The following is a 17,625-nucleotide window of genomic DNA, read 5'->3' as shown; positions in this document are numbered from 1 at the left end:
ATTCACTCCCGATGGTCGTGGGTCTGGGTGATACGGCCTTGTTCCACGTGGAACAAAGCAACTGGCGTTTCCGTCTGCCAGCCTTCCCTCAGTAATTCGTGATCTACACAGGTGATGAACACCTGGCAGCGTAATTCTTCAAGCAAGCGACACAGCGCGCGGCGATGCTGGTCGTCCAGTTCGGACGGCAAGTCATCCACGAGATAAATACAGTGACCGCGGCGAGCCTGACTAACGAGGTGGCCTTGGGCAATGCGCAATGCGCACACCACCAGCTTTTGCTGACCACGCGACAGGATGTCGGCTGCATTGTTGGCAGCCAGACGAAGACGCAGATCAGCACGCTGCGGACCGGCCTGGGTGTGGCCCATCTGCTGATCGCGAAGGAGAGAGGAAGCGAGTACTTCTTGCAGTTCCCGGTCCTTGTCCCAGCCTCGGTAGTAGCTAAGGGTCAACCCGTCCAGCTCGACCAGTTCGCTCAGGGTTCGCTCGAAGACGGGCTTCAAGGCCTTGATGTAGTTGCGACGGTATTCATCTATTTCCGCACTGGCCAGGCACAATTCCCGGTCCCAGGCGGCTTGCGAAGCTGGGTCAAGTGTACCATGCCGCAACCATGAGTTCCGCTGCCGCAGTGCCTTCTGCAGCCGTTGCCAGGCTGGCAGAAAACGAGGTTCCACGTGGAACACCCCCCAATCCAGGAACTGGCGGCGTATTTTCGGAGCGCCTTCCAACAAGCGGAAACTGTCCGGATTGATGAGCTGAAGCGGTAGCAATTCAGCCAGTTGCGCCGCACTCCGCGCATTCTGCCCATCGATGCGAATAGTGAACTCTCCCTGCCGCTCCCGGGATACACCCAGGTTACTGCTGCCACCCTCGGCCAATTGCACTTCGCCGAACACGGTACAGGCCGGTTGTTCGTACTGGATAACCGGGTTCAGGCGGGTGCTGCGGAACGAGCGCGCCAGCCCGAGCAGATGCACGGCCTCAAGCACGCTCGTTTTGCCGCTGCCGTTGGCGCCGTAAAGGATGTTGATGCGGGGGGACGGTGAGAGTGTCACCGGGTGCAAGTTGCGCACCGCGGTGACCATGATACGTCGAAGAGACATTTCGCCTGCTACGTTACAGACGCATCGGCATGACAACGTAGGAAGAATCGTCATTGCCAGCTTCCTGCAGCAGGGCACTGCTGTTGGAATCGGACAGGATCAGACGAACTTGCTCGGTAGTCATTACGCCCAGCACGTCCAGCAGGTAGCTGACGTTGAAGCCGATTTCCAGCGAGCTACCTTCGTAGTCCACGCTGATTTCTTCTTCAGCTTCTTCCTGCTCGGGGTTGTTGGCCTGGATCTTCAGTTGGCCAGCAGCCAGTTGCAGGCGGATACCGCGGTACTTTTCGTTGGAAAGAATCGCAGTACGGCTAAAGGCTTCACGCAGCGCCTGACGGTCGCCGACAACCAGCTTGTCACCGCCCTTGGGCAGTACGCGCTCGTAGTCCGGGAACTTGCCGTCCACCAGTTTGGAAGTGAAGGTGAATTCACCAGTGGTGGCGCGAATGTGGTGCTGGCCCAGGACGATGCTGACCATGCCTTCCGGGTCGGTCAGCAGGCGTGCCAGTTCGAGGATACCTTTGCGTGGCACGATGACCTGGTGGCGATCATCCTGCTCGATCGGTGCGCTCATGGAGCACAGCGCCAGGCGGTGACCGTCAGTGGACACAGCTCGCAGGGTGTTGCGGGAAACCTCCAGCAGCATACCGTTGAGGTAGTAGCGCACATCCTGCTGGGCCATGGCGAAACTGGTGCGCTCGATAAGGCGGCGCAGCTTGCTCTGTTCCAGGTTGCAGGTCAGCGAGCCCGGGCCTTCTTCCACGGTCGGGAAGTCATTGGCTGGCAGGGTCGACAGGGTAAAGCGGCTGCGGCCGGCCTTGACCAACAGTTTCTGCTCGTCGACCTTGATATCGATCAGGGCGTCGTTCGGCAGGCTTTTGCAAATGTCCATCAGCTTGCGTGCCGGGACAGTGATTTCGCCAGGCTCGGCCGGCTCTTCCAGTTGCACGCGGCCTACCAGTTCGACTTCCAGGTCGGTACCAGTCAACGACAGTTGCTGGCCTTGCACGACCAGCAATACGTTGGACAGGACCGGCAAGGTCTGGCGGCGCTCGACGACACCGGCGACCAGTTGCAGGGGTTTCAACAGGGCTTCGCGTTGAATGGTGAAATGCATGGTCTAGTCCCTTGCCTTCAATTAGCTGCGCAGACGGCCATCAGGTCGTCAGCGTCCGCAGCAGGTTCTTGTAGTCCTCGCGGATGTCCGCGTCGGATTCCTTCAGTTCGTTGATCTTGCGGCAGGCGTGCAGCACGGTCGTATGGTCGCGACCACCGAACATGTCGCCGATTTCCGGCAGACTGTGGTTGGTCAGTTCCTTGGACAGGGCCATGGCCACCTGGCGTGGACGCGCCACGGAACGCGAACGACGCTTGGACAACAGATCGGAGATCTTGATCTTGTAGTACTCGGCGACGGTACGCTGAATGTTATCCACACTGACCAGCTTGTCCTGGAGCGCCAGCAGGTCCTTGAGCGACTCACGAATCAGTTCGATGGTGATGTCGCGGCCCATAAAGTGCGAGTGAGCGATCACCCGCTTCAATGCGCCTTCCAGTTCACGGACGTTGGAACGGATGCGCTGGGCAATGAAGAAGGCCGCGTCATGCGGTAGTTCGACCTTGGCCTGGTCGGCCTTCTTCATCAGGATCGCCACGCGGGTTTCCAGCTCTGGTGGCTCGACGGCAACCGTCAGGCCCCAACCAAAGCGCGACTTCAGACGCTCCTCCAGGCCTTCGATCTCCTTGGGGTAGCGGTCAGAAGTAAGGATTACCTGCTGACCACCCTCGAGCAGGGCGTTGAAGGTGTGGAAAAACTCTTCCTGCGAGCGCTCTTTACGGGCAAAGAACTGGATATCGTCGATCAGCAACGCATCCACCGAGCGGTAGAAACGCTTGAATTCGTTGATGGCGTTCAGCTGCAGTGCCTTGACCATGTCCGCGACGAAGCGCTCCGAATGCAGGTACACGACCTTGGCGTTCGGGTTTTTCTTCAGCAGATGGTTACCCACAGCATGCATGAGGTGGGTTTTACCCAGGCCCACACCACCATAAAGGAAGAGCGGGTTGTAACCATGCTTGGGGTTGTCTGCCACCTGCCAGGCAGCCGCGCGCGCCAACTGGTTCGACTTACCTTCGACGAAGGTGTCGAACGTGAAGGTGCGGTTCAAGTAACTGGTGTGTTTGAGCGCACCTTCAACCTGCACGGTGCGCTGTTCAGTCCGGGCACTGCCGGCCGACGCAGAAGCCGGCTCGGCCATGGCATCGAAGCTGTCACGCGAGGATGGCTCGGCCAGTTCATCGACCAGCACAGGCTCGGCAGCCGCCACGGCGACGGGTTCGACCGCTGCCGGCACTGCCTTCTGTGTCTGGCTCTGGGCCTGGGTCTGGGCCAGCGAGGCGGCCACCGCAGCACTCACTGGCGCGTTGGGTGCGGCACGTGGCGCAGAGCTGCGACGGCTGCCGATCAACAAGGAAAGGGCAGGCGCAATGCCGCTGCCGTTTTCGCCCAACAGCTCGAGCAAACGACCCAGGTACTTTTCATTGACCCAATCGAGAACGAAACGGTTAGGCGCATAGACGCGCAACTCGTCGCCTTCGGCTTCGACCTGTAGCGGACGGATCCAGGTGTTGAATTGCTGGGCAGGCAGTTCATCGCGCAGAAGCTCCACGCACTGCTGCCAAAGTTCCACTGACACGGATATCCCCTGAGTTTGAAAGCCGGATGAGGCAAAAACAAACCGCCATTGTACCGGTCGAGCGTTCAGTTATCCACATGTGGACACGTTAGGAACCATGACAAAACAGCCATTTATCGACCAAAACGGCTTCTTCGCACTGTGAATAAGCCCTGTGGATAAGCAGCCATGAGCGCTATGCACAACCCTGAGGCCAAGCCTGTTGATAACTCTGCTGTGGATAAACGGCTATTTAATCCACAGCTTTTGACCACGAAGAAAACAAGCGCAGCACCGGTTGAGAACACAGTTGTAAAACTCTGTACAGCCCGTATTTTATGGCCTCAAGCAGGTTATCCACAGAAGGTTATCCACTTAAGATTTATAGATTCTTCAGAAAAGCTTTTTATATGTCTCTTCTTTTTTTTCATGTTGTCCCCAATTCGTGTGTCCGATCAAGCACCCTTGGGGGATGGACAAGGACGCACCGTCCATCACGTGCTCTATATGGAAAGACTGGTTGGAAATTGACCTACGGGCTTGCTTTCTCTAGAATCGCCGGTCTCTTAAAAAGGGGGCCATCCCGGCCCGTCGTCGACAAACCAGGTAACACGCCATGAAACGTACTTTCCAACCAAGCACCATCAAGCGCGCGCGCACCCACGGCTTCCGTGCCCGTATGGCTACCAAGAACGGCCGCGCTGTTCTGTCGCGTCGTCGTGCCAAAGGCCGTAAGCGTCTGGCCATTTGATTTTTCGGCACAGGTGGTGAGTCAGGACTTCAGTCGGGAAAAGCGACTGCTTACACCCCGACATTTCAAAGCGGTCTTCGACTCCCCAACCGGCAAGGTTCCAGGGAAAAACCTGCTGATCCTTGCTCGCGAGAACGGCCTCGATCACCCACGCCTTGGCCTGGTGATCGGCAAGAAGAGCGTCAAGCTCGCCGTTCAACGCAACCGCCTCAAGCGCTTGATGCGCGATTCCTTTCGCCTGAACCAGCAATTGCTTGCCGGGTTGGACATTGTGATCGTCGCGCGCAAGGGATTGGGTGAGATAGAAAACCCGGAATTGCACCAACACTTTGGCAAACTCTGGAAACGCCTGGCGCGCAGCCGGCCCACTCCAGCAGTGACCGCCAATTCCGCAGGGGTAGACAGCCAAGATGCGTAAACTGGCGCTCGTTCCGATCCAGTTTTACCGTTACGCCATTAGTCCTCTGATGGCCAACCACTGTCGTTTCTTCCCCAGTTGCTCCTGTTACGCTTATGAAGCCATCGAAAACCACGGCCTCTGGCGTGGTGGGTGGCTAGCCGTTCGTCGCCTGGGGCGTTGTCATCCGTGGAACGACGGCGGTTTCGATCCCGTTCCTCCCGCTCCTTCCTCCCGAACTTCTTCGATAGCCGAGTAATCATGGATATTAAACGCACGATCCTGATCGTCGCCCTGGCAATCGTGTCCTACGTCATGGTCCTCAAGTGGAACCAGGACTACGGCCAGGCTGCCCTGCCGACTCAGAATACTGCTGCCAGCACCGTTGCCCCGGGTTTGCCGGATGGCGTACCGGCCGGTAACGCCGGCGCCAGCGCCGATGTGCCAAGCGCCAACGCCGAAACCAGCGCAGCCGAACTGGCACCGGTTGCGGTCAGCAAGGACCTGATCCGGGTCAAGACCGATGTCCTGGAGCTGGCTATCGATCCGGTCGGTGGTGACATCGTCCAGCTGAACCTGCCGCAGTACCCACGTCGCCAGGACCACCCGGACATTCCGTTCCAGCTGTTCGACAACGGTGGCGAGCGTGTCTACCTGGCACAAAGCGGCCTGACCGGCGTCAACGGTCCGGATGCCCGCCCTGCCGGTCGCCCTCTGTACGCTACCGACAAGAAGGGTTACCAGCTGGCCGATGGCCAGGAACAACTGGTGGTCGACCTGAAGTTCAGCGACAACGGCGTCAACTACATCAAGCGCTTCAGCTTCAAGCGCGGCGAGTACGACCTGACCGTCAGCTACCTGATCGACAACCAGAGCGGTCAGGCCTGGAGCGGCAACATGTTTGCCCAGCTCAAGCGTGACGCCAGCTCCGATCCGTCGTCGAGCACTGCCACCGGCACCGCCACCTACCTGGGCGCAGCCCTGTGGACAGCTTCCGAGCCTTACAAAAAGGTCTCGATGAAGGACATCGACAAAGGTAGTTTGAAAGAAAATGTGTCCGGCGGCTGGGTTGCCTGGCTGCAGCACTACTTCGTGACCGCCTGGATTCCGGCCAAGTCGGACAACAACGTTGTCCAGACCCGCAAGGACAGCCAGGGCAACTACATCATCGGCTACACCGGCCCGGCCATCAGCGTGCCTGCTGGCGGCAAGGTCGAAACCAGCGCCATGCTGTACGCCGGCCCGAAAATCCAGTCCAAGCTGAAAGAGTTGTCCCCAGGCCTGGAACTGACCGTCGACTACGGCTTCCTGTGGTTCATCGCCCAGCCGATCTTCTGGCTGCTGCAACATATCCACAGCCTGCTGGGTAACTGGGGCTGGTCGATCATCGTGCTGACCATGCTGATCAAAGGCCTGTTCTTCCCGCTGTCCGCTGCCAGCTATCGTTCGATGGCGCGCATGCGTGCCGTTGCGCCGAAGCTCGCTGCACTGAAGGAACGCTTCGGTGACGATCGCCAGAAGATGTCCCAGGCGATGATGGAGCTGTACAAGAAAGAGAAGATCAACCCGCTGGGCGGCTGCCTGCCGATCCTGGTGCAGATGCCAGTGTTCCTGGCCCTGTACTGGGTACTGCTGGAAAGCGTGGAAATGCGCCAGGCTCCATGGATGCTGTGGATTACCGACCTGTCGATCAAGGATCCGTTCTTCATCCTGCCGATCATCATGGGCGCCACCATGTTCATCCAGCAGCGCCTGAACCCGACGCCGCCGGATCCGATGCAGGCCAAGGTGATGAAAATGATGCCGATCATCTTCACCTTCTTCTTCCTGTGGTTCCCGGCTGGTCTGGTGCTGTACTGGGTTGTGAACAACTGCCTGTCGATCGCACAGCAGTGGTACATCACCCGCAGCATCGAAGCAGCCAGCAAAAAAGCTGCTGCTTGACAGGCTACTGCGCTAGCCTGTGAATAAAAAACGCCCCCTAGTGGGGCGTTTTTGCTATCTGTCGTTTTTGTCGTAGAGGCTTTCGAGCATGAACACTGTGCGTGAAACCATCGCCGCCATCGCCACCGCCCAAGGCCGCGGCGGTGTGGGTATTGTCAGGTTGTCCGGCCCTCTGGCTGCCAAGGCCGGCCAGTTGATCACCGGCCGTACGCTTACCCCGCGCCACGCCCATTACGGCCCGTTCCGCGACGAGGAAGGCCTGGTGCTGGACGAAGGGATCGCGCTGTTCTTCCCCGGGCCGAATTCGTTCACCGGCGAGGACGTGCTGGAACTGCAGGGCCATGGTGGCCCGGTGGTGCTGGATATGCTGCTGCAGCGCTGTGTACAGGTTGGTTGCCGGCTGGCTCGTCCGGGTGAGTTCAGCGAACGTGCATTCCTCAATGACAAGCTCGACCTGGCCCAGGCCGAAGCCATTGCCGACCTGATCGAGGCCAGTTCCAGCCAGGCCGCACGCAATGCCCTGCGTTCGCTACAGGGGGAGTTCTCCAAGCGCGTGCACTTCCTGACCGAGGCGTTGATTGCGCTGCGTATCTACGTCGAGGCGGCGATCGACTTCCCTGAAGAGGAAATCGACTTCCTCGCCGACGGCCACGTGCTGGCGATGCTCGATACGGTGCGGGGCGAGTTGTCCAAAGTACAGCGTGAAGCCGGGCAGGGCGCCTTGCTGCGTGACGGCATGACCGTGGTCATCGCCGGTCGGCCGAATGCCGGCAAGTCGAGCCTGCTGAACCAGCTGGCCGGGCGGGAAGCGGCCATCGTCACCGATATTGCCGGCACCACGCGGGACATCCTGCGCGAACATATCCACATCGACGGCATGCCGCTGCACGTGGTCGATACTGCGGGCCTGCGCGACACCGATGACCATGTGGAAAAGATCGGCGTGGAACGTGCGCTGAAGGCCATTGGCGAGGCAGACCGTGTGTTGTTGGTGGTGGATTCCACCGCGCCCGAGGCCAGCGACCCGTTCGCCCTGTGGCCAGAATTTCTCGACCAGCGGCCAGACCCGGCCAAGGTGACGCTGATTCGGAACAAGGCCGATCTTAGTGGTGAGCGGGTAGCGCTGGAACAGTGCGATGACGGCCATGTAACGATCACCCTCAGTGCCAAAGGGGACGATGCAGGGCTGCAGTTGCTGCGTGACCACCTGAAGGCCTGCATGGGTTATGAACAGACGGCCGAGAGTGGTTTCAGCGCTCGCCGGCGCCATCTGGATGCCCTGCGCCAGGCCAGTGAGCACCTGGAACATGGCCGTGCACAACTGACCCTGGCTGGCGCGGGTGAGCTGTTGGCGGAAGACCTGCGGCAGGCGCAGCAGGCCCTGGGGGAGATTACCGGGGCATTCAGCTCTGATGACCTGCTGGGGCGGATTTTCTCCAGCTTCTGCATCGGCAAGTAACTCACAGCCAGGCAAAACCAAGAGCCGCTCCTTCGGGAGCGGCTTTTTTTTGCCTCAAATTTCGCAGCTTCTACGGAAATCGCGCCGCACCTGAAGGCTGTGCAGAACCCTGTGGGAGCGGGTTCACCCGCGAAGAGGCCGGTGCAGGTTCACATTTTTTTCATTCACCTACCCCAATCTGCTCTCAGGAGCCCTGTGGAAAACTCGCCTTCAGCTCCGTTGATAAGCAGGCTTTTTTTCTGAGGACAAACCCGCTTGTGGGTAAACATCCATTTAATCCACAGGCTAAATCGTGTTATCCATAGCCCTCATGGTACTCCAGCCACAGGGTTTAATTTTTCTCTACACGGCATGAATAAAGGCCTGCATAACCTTATCCACAGCAAAGCTTGTGCATATGAATAAACATAAAAACAAAGCTTTTTTAAATTCTTCCTCTTTGATTTCTGTTGGCTGCCATTCATCCACAGACTGGTCAAAATTTGCTCAGACGGTTTCTTTAAAGGGGGTGAAGTCCCTATACTTGTCCGCTTACCTTCTCTATTCGCAAAAACAGGCACGAGGTGCGTGGTGGATTTCCCTTCCCGTTTTGAAGTGATCGTCATCGGCGGCGGCCATGCCGGTACCGAGGCTGCGCTTGCGTCTGCACGCATGGGTGTGAAAACCCTGCTGCTGACCCATAACGTGGAAACCCTCGGTCACATGAGCTGCAACCCCGCCATTGGCGGTATTGGCAAAAGCCATCTGGTCAAAGAGATCGATGCCCTCGGCGGCGCCATGGCGCTGGCCACCGACAAGAGCGGCATCCAGTTCCGCGTTTTGAACAACCGCAAGGGCCCGGCCGTACGCGCCACCCGTGCACAGGCCGACCGCGCCATCTACAAGGCAGTGGTGCGTGAAATCCTGGAAAACCAGCCGAACCTGTGGATATTCCAGCAGTCCTGCGACGACCTGATCGTCGAGCAGGACCAGGTCAAAGGCGTGGTGACCCAGATGGGCCTGCGTTTCTTCGCCGAATCGGTGGTACTGACCACCGGTACCTTCCTCGGCGGGCTTATCCACATTGGTTTGCAAAACCATTCCGGTGGTCGCGCCGGCGATCCACCTTCGATTGCCCTGGCCCACCGCATGCGTGAACTGCCGCTGCGCGTCGGCCGCCTGAAAACCGGTACCCCGCCACGCATCGACGGCCGCTCGGTGGACTTCTCGGTGATGACCGAGCAGCCAGGCGATACGCCGATTCCGGTGATGTCGTTCATGGGCAATGCCCAGATGCACCCGCGCCAGGTGAGCTGCTGGATCACCCACACCAATGCGCGCACCCACGAGATCATCGCCTCGAACCTCGACCGTTCGCCGATGTACTCGGGTGTCATCGAAGGTGTCGGCCCGCGCTACTGCCCGTCGATCGAAGACAAGATCCACCGCTTCGCCGACAAGGAAAGCCACCAGGTGTTCATCGAGCCGGAAGGCCTGACCACCCATGAGCTGTACCCCAACGGTATTTCCACTTCGCTGCCGTTCGACGTGCAGCTGGAGCTGGTGCGGTCGATCCGCGGCATGGAGAACGCCCACATCGTTCGCCCGGGCTATGCCATCGAATACGACTACTTCGACCCGCGCGACCTCAAGTACAGCCTCGAGACCAAAGTCATCGGCGGCCTGTTCTTCGCCGGCCAGATCAACGGCACCACCGGTTACGAAGAAGCCGGCGCCCAGGGTTTGCTGGCCGGGACCAACGCCGCCCTGCGGGCGCAGGGCCGAGACAGCTGGTGCCCGCGCCGCGACGAGGCGTACATTGGCGTACTGGTCGACGACCTGATTACCCTGGGTACCCAGGAGCCGTACCGCATGTTCACTTCGCGTGCCGAGTACCGCCTGATCCTGCGCGAAGACAACGCCGACCTGCGCCTGACCGAAAAGGGCCGCGAACTCGGCCTGATCGACGACCAGCGTTGGGCCGCCTTCTGCGCCAAGCGCGACGGCATCGAGCGCGAGGAGCAGCGCCTGAAGTCGACCTGGGTACGCCCGAACACCGAGCAAGGCCAGGCCATTGTGGATAAGTTCGGTACCCCGCTCAGCCACGAATACAGCCTGCTCAACCTGCTGGCGCGCCCGGAAATCGACTACATCGGGCTGATCGAGGCAACCGGCGGCGAAGCGATCGATCCACAGGTCGCCGAGCAAGTCGAAATCCGCACCAAGTACGCCGGCTACATCGATCGCCAGCAGGATGAAATCGCACGTTTGCGTGCCAGCGAAGACACCCGCCTGCCTGTGGATATCGATTATTCGACGATTTCCGGCCTGTCCAAGGAAATCCAGGGCAAGCTGGGCCAGACCCGACCGGAAACCCTGGGTCAGGCTTCGCGTATCCCGGGCGTGACCCCGGCGGCGATTTCCCTGTTGCTGATTCACTTGAAAAAACGCGGCGCTGGCCGCGAATTGGAGCAAAGCGCTTGAGTTCCCTGGTCACCCCGCAACACGCTGAAGAGTTGTCCACAGGTGCGCGCCAGCTCGGTGTCGAGCTGAGCGCCGAGCATCACGAAAAGCTGCTCGGCTACCTGGCCCTGTTGATCAAATGGAACAAAGCCTACAACCTCACCGCCGTGCGCGACCCCGACGAGATGGTGTCGCGTCACCTGCTCGACAGCCTCAGTGTCATGCCGTTTATCCACAGCGAGCGTGACAACTGGCTGGATGTCGGTAGTGGCGGTGGCATGCCCGGTATCCCATTGGCTATCCTGCATCCGCACAAGCGCGTGACGGTGCTGGACGCCAATGGCAAGAAGACCCGCTTCCTGACCCAGGTGAAAATGGAGCTCAAGCTGGACAACCTCACGGTTATCCACAGTCGGGTCGAAGCCTTCCAGCCGACACAACCGTTCAGCGGAATTATCTCCCGCGCCTTCAGCAGCATGGAGAACTTCACCAACTGGACCCGCCACCTGGGCGACACCGGGACGCAATGGCTTGCAATGAAGGGGCTGCATCCTGCCGATGAACTGGTAGCATTGCCCGCAGACTTCACAGTGGAAAGCGAGCAGGCCCTGACCGTTCCAGGTTGCCAGGGCCAGCGCCATCTGCTGATACTGCGCCGCAAGGCATGACTGGGAACACACGCAACAATGGCTAAGGTATTCGCAATCGCGAACCAGAAAGGTGGTGTGGGCAAGACAACCACCTGTATCAATCTCGCCGCCTCGCTGGCCGCGACCAAGCGTCGTGTGCTGCTGATCGACCTCGATCCGCAGGGCAACGCCACCATGGGCAGCGGTGTGGACAAGCACGAGCTCGAGCACTCGGTCTACGACCTGTTGATCGGGGAATGCGACCTGGCCCAGGCCATGCATTACTCCGAGCACGGTGGTTTCCAGTTGCTGCCGGCCAACCGTGACCTGACCGCCGCCGAAGTGGTGCTGCTGGAAATGCAGGTCAAGGAGAGCCGCCTGCGCAACGCCCTGGCGCCGATTCGCGAGAACTACGACTACATTCTCATCGACTGCCCTCCGTCGCTGTCGATGCTCACGCTCAACGCCCTGGTCGCCTCCGATGGCGTGATCATCCCGATGCAGTGCGAGTACTACGCACTGGAAGGTCTCAGCGACCTTGTGGATAACATCAAGCGCATCGCCGCCCGGCTGAACCCGGAGCTGAAGATCGAGGGCCTGCTGCGGACCATGTACGATCCGCGCCTGAGCCTGAACAACGATGTCTCGGCGCAGCTGAAGGAGCACTTTGGCCCGCAGCTGTACGACACGGTCATTCCGCGCAACATTCGCCTGGCCGAGGCCCCGAGCTTCGGCATGCCGGCCCTGGCCTACGACAAGCAATCGCGAGGCGCGCTGGCTTATCTGGCCCTGGCCGGGGAACTGGTACGCCGTCAACGCCGTCAATCACGCACTGCACAAACAACTTAAGGAATCCGTATGGCCGTCAAGAAACGGGGTCTCGGACGTGGGTTGGATGCACTGCTCAGTGGTCCTTCCGTCAGCGCGCTCGAAGAGCAGGCTGTGAAGATCGACCAGAAAGAACTGCAACACCTGCCGGTCGAGCTGATCCAGCGTGGCAAGTACCAGCCGCGCCGGGACATGGACCCGGAGGCGCTGGAAGAGCTCGCGCACTCGATTCGCAACCATGGCGTGATGCAACCGATCGTGGTGCGCCCGATCGATGGCAACCGCTTCGAGATCATTGCCGGTGAGCGCCGCTGGCGCGCCACCCAGCAAGCTGGCCTGGACAAGATCCCGGCGATGGTCCGCGAAGTGCCCGACGAAGCCGCCATCGCCATGGCGCTGATCGAGAACATCCAGCGCGAAGACCTCAACCCGCTGGAAGAGGCCCTGGCCCTGCAGCGGCTGCAGCAGGAGTTCGAGCTCACCCAGCAACAGGTGGCCGATGCCGTGGGCAAGTCGCGGGTGACCGTGGCCAACCTGCTGCGCCTGATCACCCTGCCTGACGCGATCAAGACCATGCTCGCCCATGGCGACCTGGAGATGGGCCACGCCCGTGCATTACTCGGCCTGGAAGAACACCGCCAGGAAGAGGGGGCGCGTCATGTTGTCGCACGTGGCCTCACCGTGCGCCAAACCGAGGCACTGGTTCGTCAGTGGCTCAGCGACAAACCTGATCCGGTCGAACCGAGCAAACCTGATCCGGATATCGCACGCCTTGAACAGCGGCTCGCAGAGCGCCTGGGCTCGGCCGTGCAGATCCGCCATGGCAACAAGGGCAAAGGCCAATTGGTTATTCGCTACAACTCGCTTGACGAGTTGCAAGGCGTGCTTGCTCACATCCGCTGAAACAATTCCCGTTGTAGCGCGCAGTCGGAAATCACTACCGAATAGTTGAATAGGGGTTAATCCACCCCTATACTCTGCGCGCATTTTGTCGGCACAAATTATGCCAAGTCATAACTGACTTGCTGGTCGACTTCCGAGGAGCAGTTGTGATGGAAATCCGCACGCCAAACCGCCTGCCTTTCCATCGCTGGGCGGTTTTCCCGGTACTGCTGGCTCAATTCGTCGTACTGCTGCTGGCAACGTTGGTGTTGTGGCAGTGGAAAGGGGCGGTCAGTGGATATTCAGGCCTTTGCGGAGGTTTGATTGCCTGGCTACCCAATGTGTATTTCGCCTGGAAGGCTTTTCGCTTCAGCGGGGCCCGGGCGGCACAAGCCATCGTCAAGTCGTTCTACGCTGGCGAGGCAGGCAAGATGATTTTGACGGCAGTGCTTTTTGCACTGACCTTCGCAGGAGTGAAGCCACTGGCGCCGTTAGCAGTATTCGGCGTCTTCGTGTTGACCCTTTTGGTCAGCTGGTTCGCGCCCCTGCTGATGAATAAAAGACTTTCGAGACCTTAGGGCGTTTGAGGCAACCATGGCAGCAGAAACCGCTTCGGGCTATATCCAGCACCACTTGCAGAACCTGACCTACGGTCAACTACCAGACGGCAGCTGGGGCTTCGCCCATTCGGCTGCAGAAGCCAAGGCAATGGGCTTCTGGGCGTTCCACCTGGACACCCTGGGTTGGTCCGTCGCGCTGGGTCTGATCTTCCTGTTCATCTTCCGCATGGCGGCCAAGAAGGCGACTTCCGGCCAACCTGGCGGCCTGCAGAACTTCGTAGAAGTGATGGTGGACTTCGTCAACGGCAGCGTGAAGGACTCCTTCCACGGCCGTAGCCCGGTAATCGCTCCGCTGGCGCTGACCATTTTCGTCTGGGTATTCCTGATGAACGCCGTCGACCTGGTACCGGTCGACTGGATTCCTCAGCTGGCCATCCTGATCTCCGGTGACCCGCACATTCCGTTCCGCGCCGTGTCGACCACCGACCCGAACGCGACCCTGGCCATGGCCTTCTGCGTGTTCGCCCTGATCATCTTCTACAGCATCAAGGTCAAGGGCCTGGGCGGCTTCATCGGTGAGCTGACCCTGCACCCGTTCGGCAGCAAGAACATCTTCGTTCAGATCCTGCTGATTCCGGTCAACTTCCTGCTGGAATTCGTCACCCTGATCGCCAAGCCGATCTCGCTGGCACTGCGTCTGTTCGGCAACATGTATGCCGGCGAACTGGTGTTCATCCTGATCGCTGTAATGTTCGGCTCCGGCCTGCTGTGGCTCAGCGGCCTGGGTGTGGTGCTGCAATGGGCGTGGGCTGTGTTCCACATCCTGATCATCACCCTGCAAGCTTTCATCTTCATGATGCTGACCATCGTCTACCTGTCGATGGCTCACGAAGATAACCATTAAGACCGCCTGGCGTGTCTGATAGCCTTCCCCGCCTGTTCGGGGGGAGGGCTTAAAAAGTCCGCAAGGGCATGCTGTACCAAACGATTTGTTTTACCGCTTCAAACTAAAAACCTAACCAATACGACGTAAAAGTCGGGAGGAAAGATGGAAACTGTAGTTGGTCTGACCGCTATCGCTGTTGCTCTGCTGATCGGCCTGGGTGCTCTGGGTACCGCCATTGGTTTCGGCCTGCTGGGCGGCAAGTTCCTGGAAGGCGCTGCTCGTCAACCAGAAATGGTTCCGATGCTGCAGGTTAAAATGTTCATCGTTGCCGGTCTGCTCGACGCCGTAACCATGATCGGTGTTGGTATCGCTCTGTTCTTCACCTTCGCGAATCCGTTCGTTGGTCAGATCGCCGGCTAATCACTCGTCACCACGAGTTGATGGCTGTATGAATTAAGACCGAGCGAGGTGTTGGCGTGAACATTAATGCAACCCTGATTGGCCAATCCGTTGCTTTTCTGATTTTTGTACTCTTCTGCATGAAGTATGTATGGCCTCCGGTCATCACTGCCCTGCAAGAGCGCCAAAAGAAGATTGCCGACGGCTTGGACGCTGCCAACCGCGCAGCTCGCGACCTGGAGCTGGCCCAAGAGAAAGCGGGTCAGCAACTGCGTGAAGCTAAAGCACAGGCAGCCGAAATCATCGAGCAAAGCAAGAAACGCGCTGCTCAGCTTGTCGAGGAAGCCCGTGATCAGGCCCGCGTCGAAGCTGACCGTGTGAAGGCTCAGGCTCTGGCCGAGATCGAACAGGAACTGAACAGCGCTAAAGACGCCCTGCGTGCCCAAGTGGGTGCCCTGGCCGTTGGTGGTGCTGAAAAGATCCTTGGCGCCACAATCGATCAAAACGCGCATGCGGAGCTGGTTAACAAACTGGCCGCTGAAATTTAAGCGAGGGCGATCATGGCAGAACTGACCACGTTGGCCCGACCTTACGCTAAGGCTGCCTTTGAGCATGCCCAGGCCCATCAGCAACTGGCCAATTGGTCAGCCATGCTCGGCCTGGCTGCTGCGGTGTCGCAAGACGACACCATGCAGCGCCTGCTCAAGGCCCCGCGACTGACGAGCGCAGAAAAGGCCGCCACGTTCATTGACGTGTGCGGTGACAAGTTCAATGCACAGGCACAGAATTTCATTCATGTTGCCGCGGAAAACGACCGTCTCCTGCTTCTGCCGGAGATTGCCGCCCTGTTCGACCTGTACAAGGCCGAGCAAGAGAAATCCGTGGACGTGGAAGTCACCAGTGCCTTCGCGTTGAACCAAGAACAGCAAGACAAACTCGCCAAGGTTCTCAGTGCACGGTTAGGCCAGGAAGTGCGCCTGCACGCGTCGGAGGATGCCAGCCTGATTGGCGGCGTCGTCATCCGCGCTGGTGACCTGGTAATCGATGGCTCTGTTCGCGGCAAAATCGCGAAACTGGCCGAAGCATTGAAATCTTGAGTTTGAAGGGGCAGCAGAGCAATGCAGCAACTCAATCCTTCCGAAATTAGTGAAATCATCAAGGGCCGCATCGACAACCTCGATGTGAGCTCCCAAGCCCGTAACGAAGGTACCGTTGTTTCGGTATCCGACGGTATCGTGCGGATCCACGGTCTGGCCGACGTCATGTACGGCGAAATGATCGAGTTCCCTGGCAGCGTATTCGGCATGGCCCTGAACCTGGAGCAAGACTCCGTAGGTGCAGTGATCCTGGGTGCCTATGACACCCTCGCCGAAGGCATGAGCGCCAAGTGCACCGGTCGCATCCTGGAAGTTCCGGTCGGCAAAGGCCTGCTGGGCCGCGTCGTCGACGCTCTGGGTAACCCGATCGATGGCAAAGGTCCTCTGACCACCACCGAAACCGACGCGGTCGAAAAGGTCGCTCCAGGCGTGATCTGGCGTAAGTCGGTAGACCAGCCTGTACAGACTGGCTACAAGTCCGTCGACGCCATGATCCCTGTCGGCCGTGGCCAGCGCGAGCTGATCATCGGTGACCGTCAGATCGGCAAGACCGCCATGGCCATCGACGCCATCATCAACCAGAAAGACTCCGGTATTTTCTGTGTTTATGTTGCTGTCGGCCAGAAGCGTTCCACCGTTGCCAACATCGTTCGCAAGCTGGAAGAAGCCGGCGCCCTGGCCAACACCATCGTGGTCGTTGCCAGTGCTTCGGAATCCGCCGCACTGCAGTTCCTGGCGCCATACGCCGGCTGCACCATGGGCGAGTTCTTCCGTGACCGCGGTGAAGACGCCCTGATCGTTTACGATGACCTGTCCAAGCAGGCCGTTGCCTACCGTCAGATCTCCCTGCTGCTGCGCCGTCCACCAGGACGTGAAGCGTACCCAGGTGACGTGTTCTATCTCCACTCCCGTCTGCTGGAGCGTGCATCGCGCGTTTCGGAAGAGTACGTCGAGAAGTTCACCAACGGTGCTGTGACTGGCAAAACCGGTTCCCTGACCGCCCTGCCGATCATCGAAACCCAGGCTGGCGACGTTTCCGCGTTCGTTCCGACCAACGTGATTTCCATCACCGACGGTCAGATCTTCCTGGAATCGGCCATGTTCAACTCGGGCATCCGCCCTGCAGTGAACGCCGGTGTTTCGGTATCCCGCGTAGGTGGTGCCGCTCAGACCAAGATCATCAAGAAGCTGTCCGGTGGTATCCGTACCGCTCTGGCTCAGTACCGTGAACTGGCTGCATTCGCCCAGTTCGCTTCCGATCTGGACGAAGCGACCCGCAAGCAGCTGGAGCATGGTCAGCGCGTTACCGAGCTGATGAAGCAGAAGCAGTACGCGCCGATGTCCATCGCGGACATGGCCCTGTCGCTGTACGCCGCTGAGCGTGGCTTCCTGACTGACGTAGAAGTCTCCAAGATCGGTAGCTTCGAGCAAGCACTGATCGCCTTCTTCAACCGTGATCACGCTGAACTGATGGCGAAGATCAACGTGAAGGGTGACTTCAACGACGAAATCGACGCAGGCCTGAAAGCCGGTATCGAGAAGTTCAAGGCCACCCAGACCTGGTAAGCCG

Annotated in this window: 19 protein-coding genes; 16 read left to right on the top strand and 3 right to left on the bottom strand. The window is 59.2% G+C overall.

Translation table 11 applies throughout. The features are described from left to right. Positions 1-2 precede the first annotated feature (2 nt). From recF to dnaA, 3 genes are read right to left on the bottom strand one after another with little or no spacing between them, the layout of a single operon-like run. Positions 3-1,106 (bottom strand): DNA replication/repair protein RecF, encoded by a 1,104-nt coding sequence (recF, locus tag CAG46_RS03055; protein WP_003260018.1) that lies wholly within the window; start codon positions 1,104-1,106, stop codon positions 3-5. A 13-nt stretch (positions 1,107-1,119) separates the two neighbouring features. Continuing rightward, the gene (gene dnaN / locus CAG46_RS03050; RefSeq protein ID WP_003260019.1) at positions 1,120-2,223 is read right to left on the bottom strand and encodes a DNA polymerase III subunit beta; all 1,104 of its coding nucleotides are present in this window, start codon (positions 2,221-2,223) and stop codon (positions 1,120-1,122) included. A gap of 40 nt (positions 2,224-2,263) precedes the next feature. After that, positions 2,264-3,802: a chromosomal replication initiator protein DnaA gene (dnaA, locus tag CAG46_RS03045; protein ID WP_025337171.1), complete on the bottom strand. Its 1,539-nt coding sequence runs from the start codon at positions 3,800-3,802 to the stop codon at positions 2,264-2,266. Positions 3,803-3,970: 168 nt separating this feature from the next. Between dnaA and CAG46_RS27650 the strand changes: the two genes are divergently transcribed. The 16 genes from CAG46_RS27650 to atpA all read left to right on the top strand — a co-directional run bounded on the left by CAG46_RS27650 (position 3,971) and on the right by atpA (position 17,621). Then, positions 3,971-4,312, top strand: a complete 342-nt coding sequence (locus tag CAG46_RS27650; RefSeq protein WP_143493437.1) for a hypothetical protein — start codon at positions 3,971-3,973, stop codon at positions 4,310-4,312. An 85-nt stretch (positions 4,313-4,397) separates the two neighbouring features. Next, the gene (gene rpmH, locus CAG46_RS03040; protein ID WP_003253163.1) at positions 4,398-4,532 is read left to right on the top strand and encodes a 50S ribosomal protein L34; all 135 of its coding nucleotides are present in this window, start codon (positions 4,398-4,400) and stop codon (positions 4,530-4,532) included. A gap of 13 nt (positions 4,533-4,545) precedes the next feature. Then, complete coding sequence (gene rnpA, locus CAG46_RS03035) at positions 4,546-4,950, top strand: ribonuclease P protein component (RefSeq protein ID WP_003253166.1); 405 nt, start codon at positions 4,546-4,548, stop codon at positions 4,948-4,950. Further along, positions 4,943-5,188, top strand: a complete 246-nt coding sequence (gene yidD / locus CAG46_RS03030) for a membrane protein insertion efficiency factor YidD (protein ID WP_015268406.1) — start codon at positions 4,943-4,945, stop codon at positions 5,186-5,188. The genes rnpA and yidD overlap by 8 nt, the downstream gene beginning before the upstream one ends. A gap of 2 nt (positions 5,189-5,190) precedes the next feature. After that, a complete protein-coding gene (yidC, locus tag CAG46_RS03025) occupies positions 5,191-6,873 on the top strand; it encodes a membrane protein insertase YidC (protein ID WP_025341164.1) in 1,683 nt (560 codons plus the stop codon). An 88-nt stretch (positions 6,874-6,961) separates the two neighbouring features. Continuing rightward, complete coding sequence (gene mnmE, locus CAG46_RS03020) at positions 6,962-8,332, top strand: tRNA uridine-5-carboxymethylaminomethyl(34) synthesis GTPase MnmE (protein WP_013970244.1); 1,371 nt, start codon at positions 6,962-6,964, stop codon at positions 8,330-8,332. A 570-nt stretch (positions 8,333-8,902) separates the two neighbouring features. Then, complete coding sequence (mnmG, locus tag CAG46_RS03015; protein ID WP_085616078.1) at positions 8,903-10,795, top strand: tRNA uridine-5-carboxymethylaminomethyl(34) synthesis enzyme MnmG; 1,893 nt, start codon at positions 8,903-8,905, stop codon at positions 10,793-10,795. Continuing rightward, on the top strand, positions 10,792-11,442 hold the full coding sequence (gene rsmG, locus CAG46_RS03010; protein ID WP_013970242.1) for a 16S rRNA (guanine(527)-N(7))-methyltransferase RsmG: 651 nt from the start codon (positions 10,792-10,794) through the stop codon (positions 11,440-11,442). Before mnmG ends, rsmG begins: the two co-directional genes overlap by 4 nt. Before the next feature lie 18 nt (positions 11,443-11,460). Then, positions 11,461-12,252, top strand: a complete 792-nt coding sequence (locus tag CAG46_RS03005) for a ParA family protein (protein WP_012274913.1) — start codon at positions 11,461-11,463, stop codon at positions 12,250-12,252. Between the two features lie 9 nt (positions 12,253-12,261). Continuing rightward, positions 12,262-13,134: a ParB/RepB/Spo0J family partition protein gene (locus tag CAG46_RS03000; RefSeq protein ID WP_075046821.1), complete on the top strand. Its 873-nt coding sequence runs from the start codon at positions 12,262-12,264 to the stop codon at positions 13,132-13,134. A 149-nt stretch (positions 13,135-13,283) separates the two neighbouring features. Continuing rightward, positions 13,284-13,691 carry a F0F1 ATP synthase subunit I gene (locus CAG46_RS02995; protein WP_008092225.1) on the top strand — a complete coding sequence of 136 codons (408 nt, stop codon included), beginning with the start codon at positions 13,284-13,286 and terminating at the stop codon, positions 13,689-13,691. Positions 13,692-13,707: 16 nt separating this feature from the next. Further along, the gene (gene atpB / locus CAG46_RS02990; RefSeq protein WP_003260030.1) at positions 13,708-14,577 is read left to right on the top strand and encodes a F0F1 ATP synthase subunit A; all 870 of its coding nucleotides are present in this window, start codon (positions 13,708-13,710) and stop codon (positions 14,575-14,577) included. Between the two features lie 144 nt (positions 14,578-14,721). Next, on the top strand, positions 14,722-14,979 hold the full coding sequence (gene atpE, locus CAG46_RS02985) for a F0F1 ATP synthase subunit C (protein ID WP_003097235.1): 258 nt from the start codon (positions 14,722-14,724) through the stop codon (positions 14,977-14,979). A 56-nt stretch (positions 14,980-15,035) separates the two neighbouring features. Continuing rightward, entirely contained in the window at positions 15,036-15,506 is a 471-nt protein-coding gene (locus CAG46_RS02980; protein WP_003260032.1) for a F0F1 ATP synthase subunit B, read from the top strand. Positions 15,507-15,518: 12 nt separating this feature from the next. Next, positions 15,519-16,055 carry a F0F1 ATP synthase subunit delta gene (locus tag CAG46_RS02975; RefSeq protein ID WP_003253191.1) on the top strand — a complete coding sequence of 179 codons (537 nt, stop codon included), beginning with the start codon at positions 15,519-15,521 and terminating at the stop codon, positions 16,053-16,055. A gap of 21 nt (positions 16,056-16,076) precedes the next feature. Next, complete coding sequence (gene atpA / locus CAG46_RS02970; RefSeq protein ID WP_013974906.1) at positions 16,077-17,621, top strand: F0F1 ATP synthase subunit alpha; 1,545 nt, start codon at positions 16,077-16,079, stop codon at positions 17,619-17,621. The last annotated feature ends 4 nt before the right edge of the window (positions 17,622-17,625 follow it).

The organism is Pseudomonas sp. B23(2017), assembly GCF_002113725.1.
In the GTDB taxonomy this organism is placed as follows: Bacteria; Pseudomonadota; Gammaproteobacteria; order Pseudomonadales; family Pseudomonadaceae; genus Aquipseudomonas; species Aquipseudomonas putida_Z.
The sequence above is the reverse complement of the archived record's forward strand: the minus strand, read 5'-3'. Positions and strand labels throughout refer to the sequence as shown.

What these genes read in the sequence shown, in the direction of transcription:
- recF (WP_003260018.1), bottom strand. Translation starts at nt 1,106, where the DNA reads ATGTCTCTTCGACGTATCATGGTCACCGCGGTGCGCAACTTGCACCCG.
- dnaN (WP_003260019.1), bottom strand. Translation starts at nt 2,223, where the DNA reads ATGCATTTCACCATTCAACGCGAAGCCCTGTTGAAACCCCTGCAACTG.
- CAG46_RS27650 (WP_143493437.1), top strand. Translation starts at nt 3,971, where the DNA reads ATGAGCGCTATGCACAACCCTGAGGCCAAGCCTGTTGATAACTCTGCT.
- rpmH (WP_003253163.1), top strand. Translation starts at nt 4,398, where the DNA reads ATGAAACGTACTTTCCAACCAAGCACCATCAAGCGCGCGCGCACCCAC.
- yidD (WP_015268406.1), top strand. Translation starts at nt 4,943, where the DNA reads ATGCGTAAACTGGCGCTCGTTCCGATCCAGTTTTACCGTTACGCCATT.
- yidC (WP_025341164.1), top strand. Translation starts at nt 5,191, where the DNA reads ATGGATATTAAACGCACGATCCTGATCGTCGCCCTGGCAATCGTGTCC.
- mnmE (WP_013970244.1), top strand. Translation starts at nt 6,962, where the DNA reads ATGAACACTGTGCGTGAAACCATCGCCGCCATCGCCACCGCCCAAGGC.
- CAG46_RS03005 (WP_012274913.1), top strand. Translation starts at nt 11,461, where the DNA reads ATGGCTAAGGTATTCGCAATCGCGAACCAGAAAGGTGGTGTGGGCAAG.
- CAG46_RS03000 (WP_075046821.1), top strand. Translation starts at nt 12,262, where the DNA reads ATGGCCGTCAAGAAACGGGGTCTCGGACGTGGGTTGGATGCACTGCTC.
- CAG46_RS02995 (WP_008092225.1), top strand. Translation starts at nt 13,284, where the DNA reads ATGGAAATCCGCACGCCAAACCGCCTGCCTTTCCATCGCTGGGCGGTT.
- atpB (WP_003260030.1), top strand. Translation starts at nt 13,708, where the DNA reads ATGGCAGCAGAAACCGCTTCGGGCTATATCCAGCACCACTTGCAGAAC.
- atpE (WP_003097235.1), top strand. Translation starts at nt 14,722, where the DNA reads ATGGAAACTGTAGTTGGTCTGACCGCTATCGCTGTTGCTCTGCTGATC.
- CAG46_RS02975 (WP_003253191.1), top strand. Translation starts at nt 15,519, where the DNA reads ATGGCAGAACTGACCACGTTGGCCCGACCTTACGCTAAGGCTGCCTTT.
- atpA (WP_013974906.1), top strand. Translation starts at nt 16,077, where the DNA reads ATGCAGCAACTCAATCCTTCCGAAATTAGTGAAATCATCAAGGGCCGC.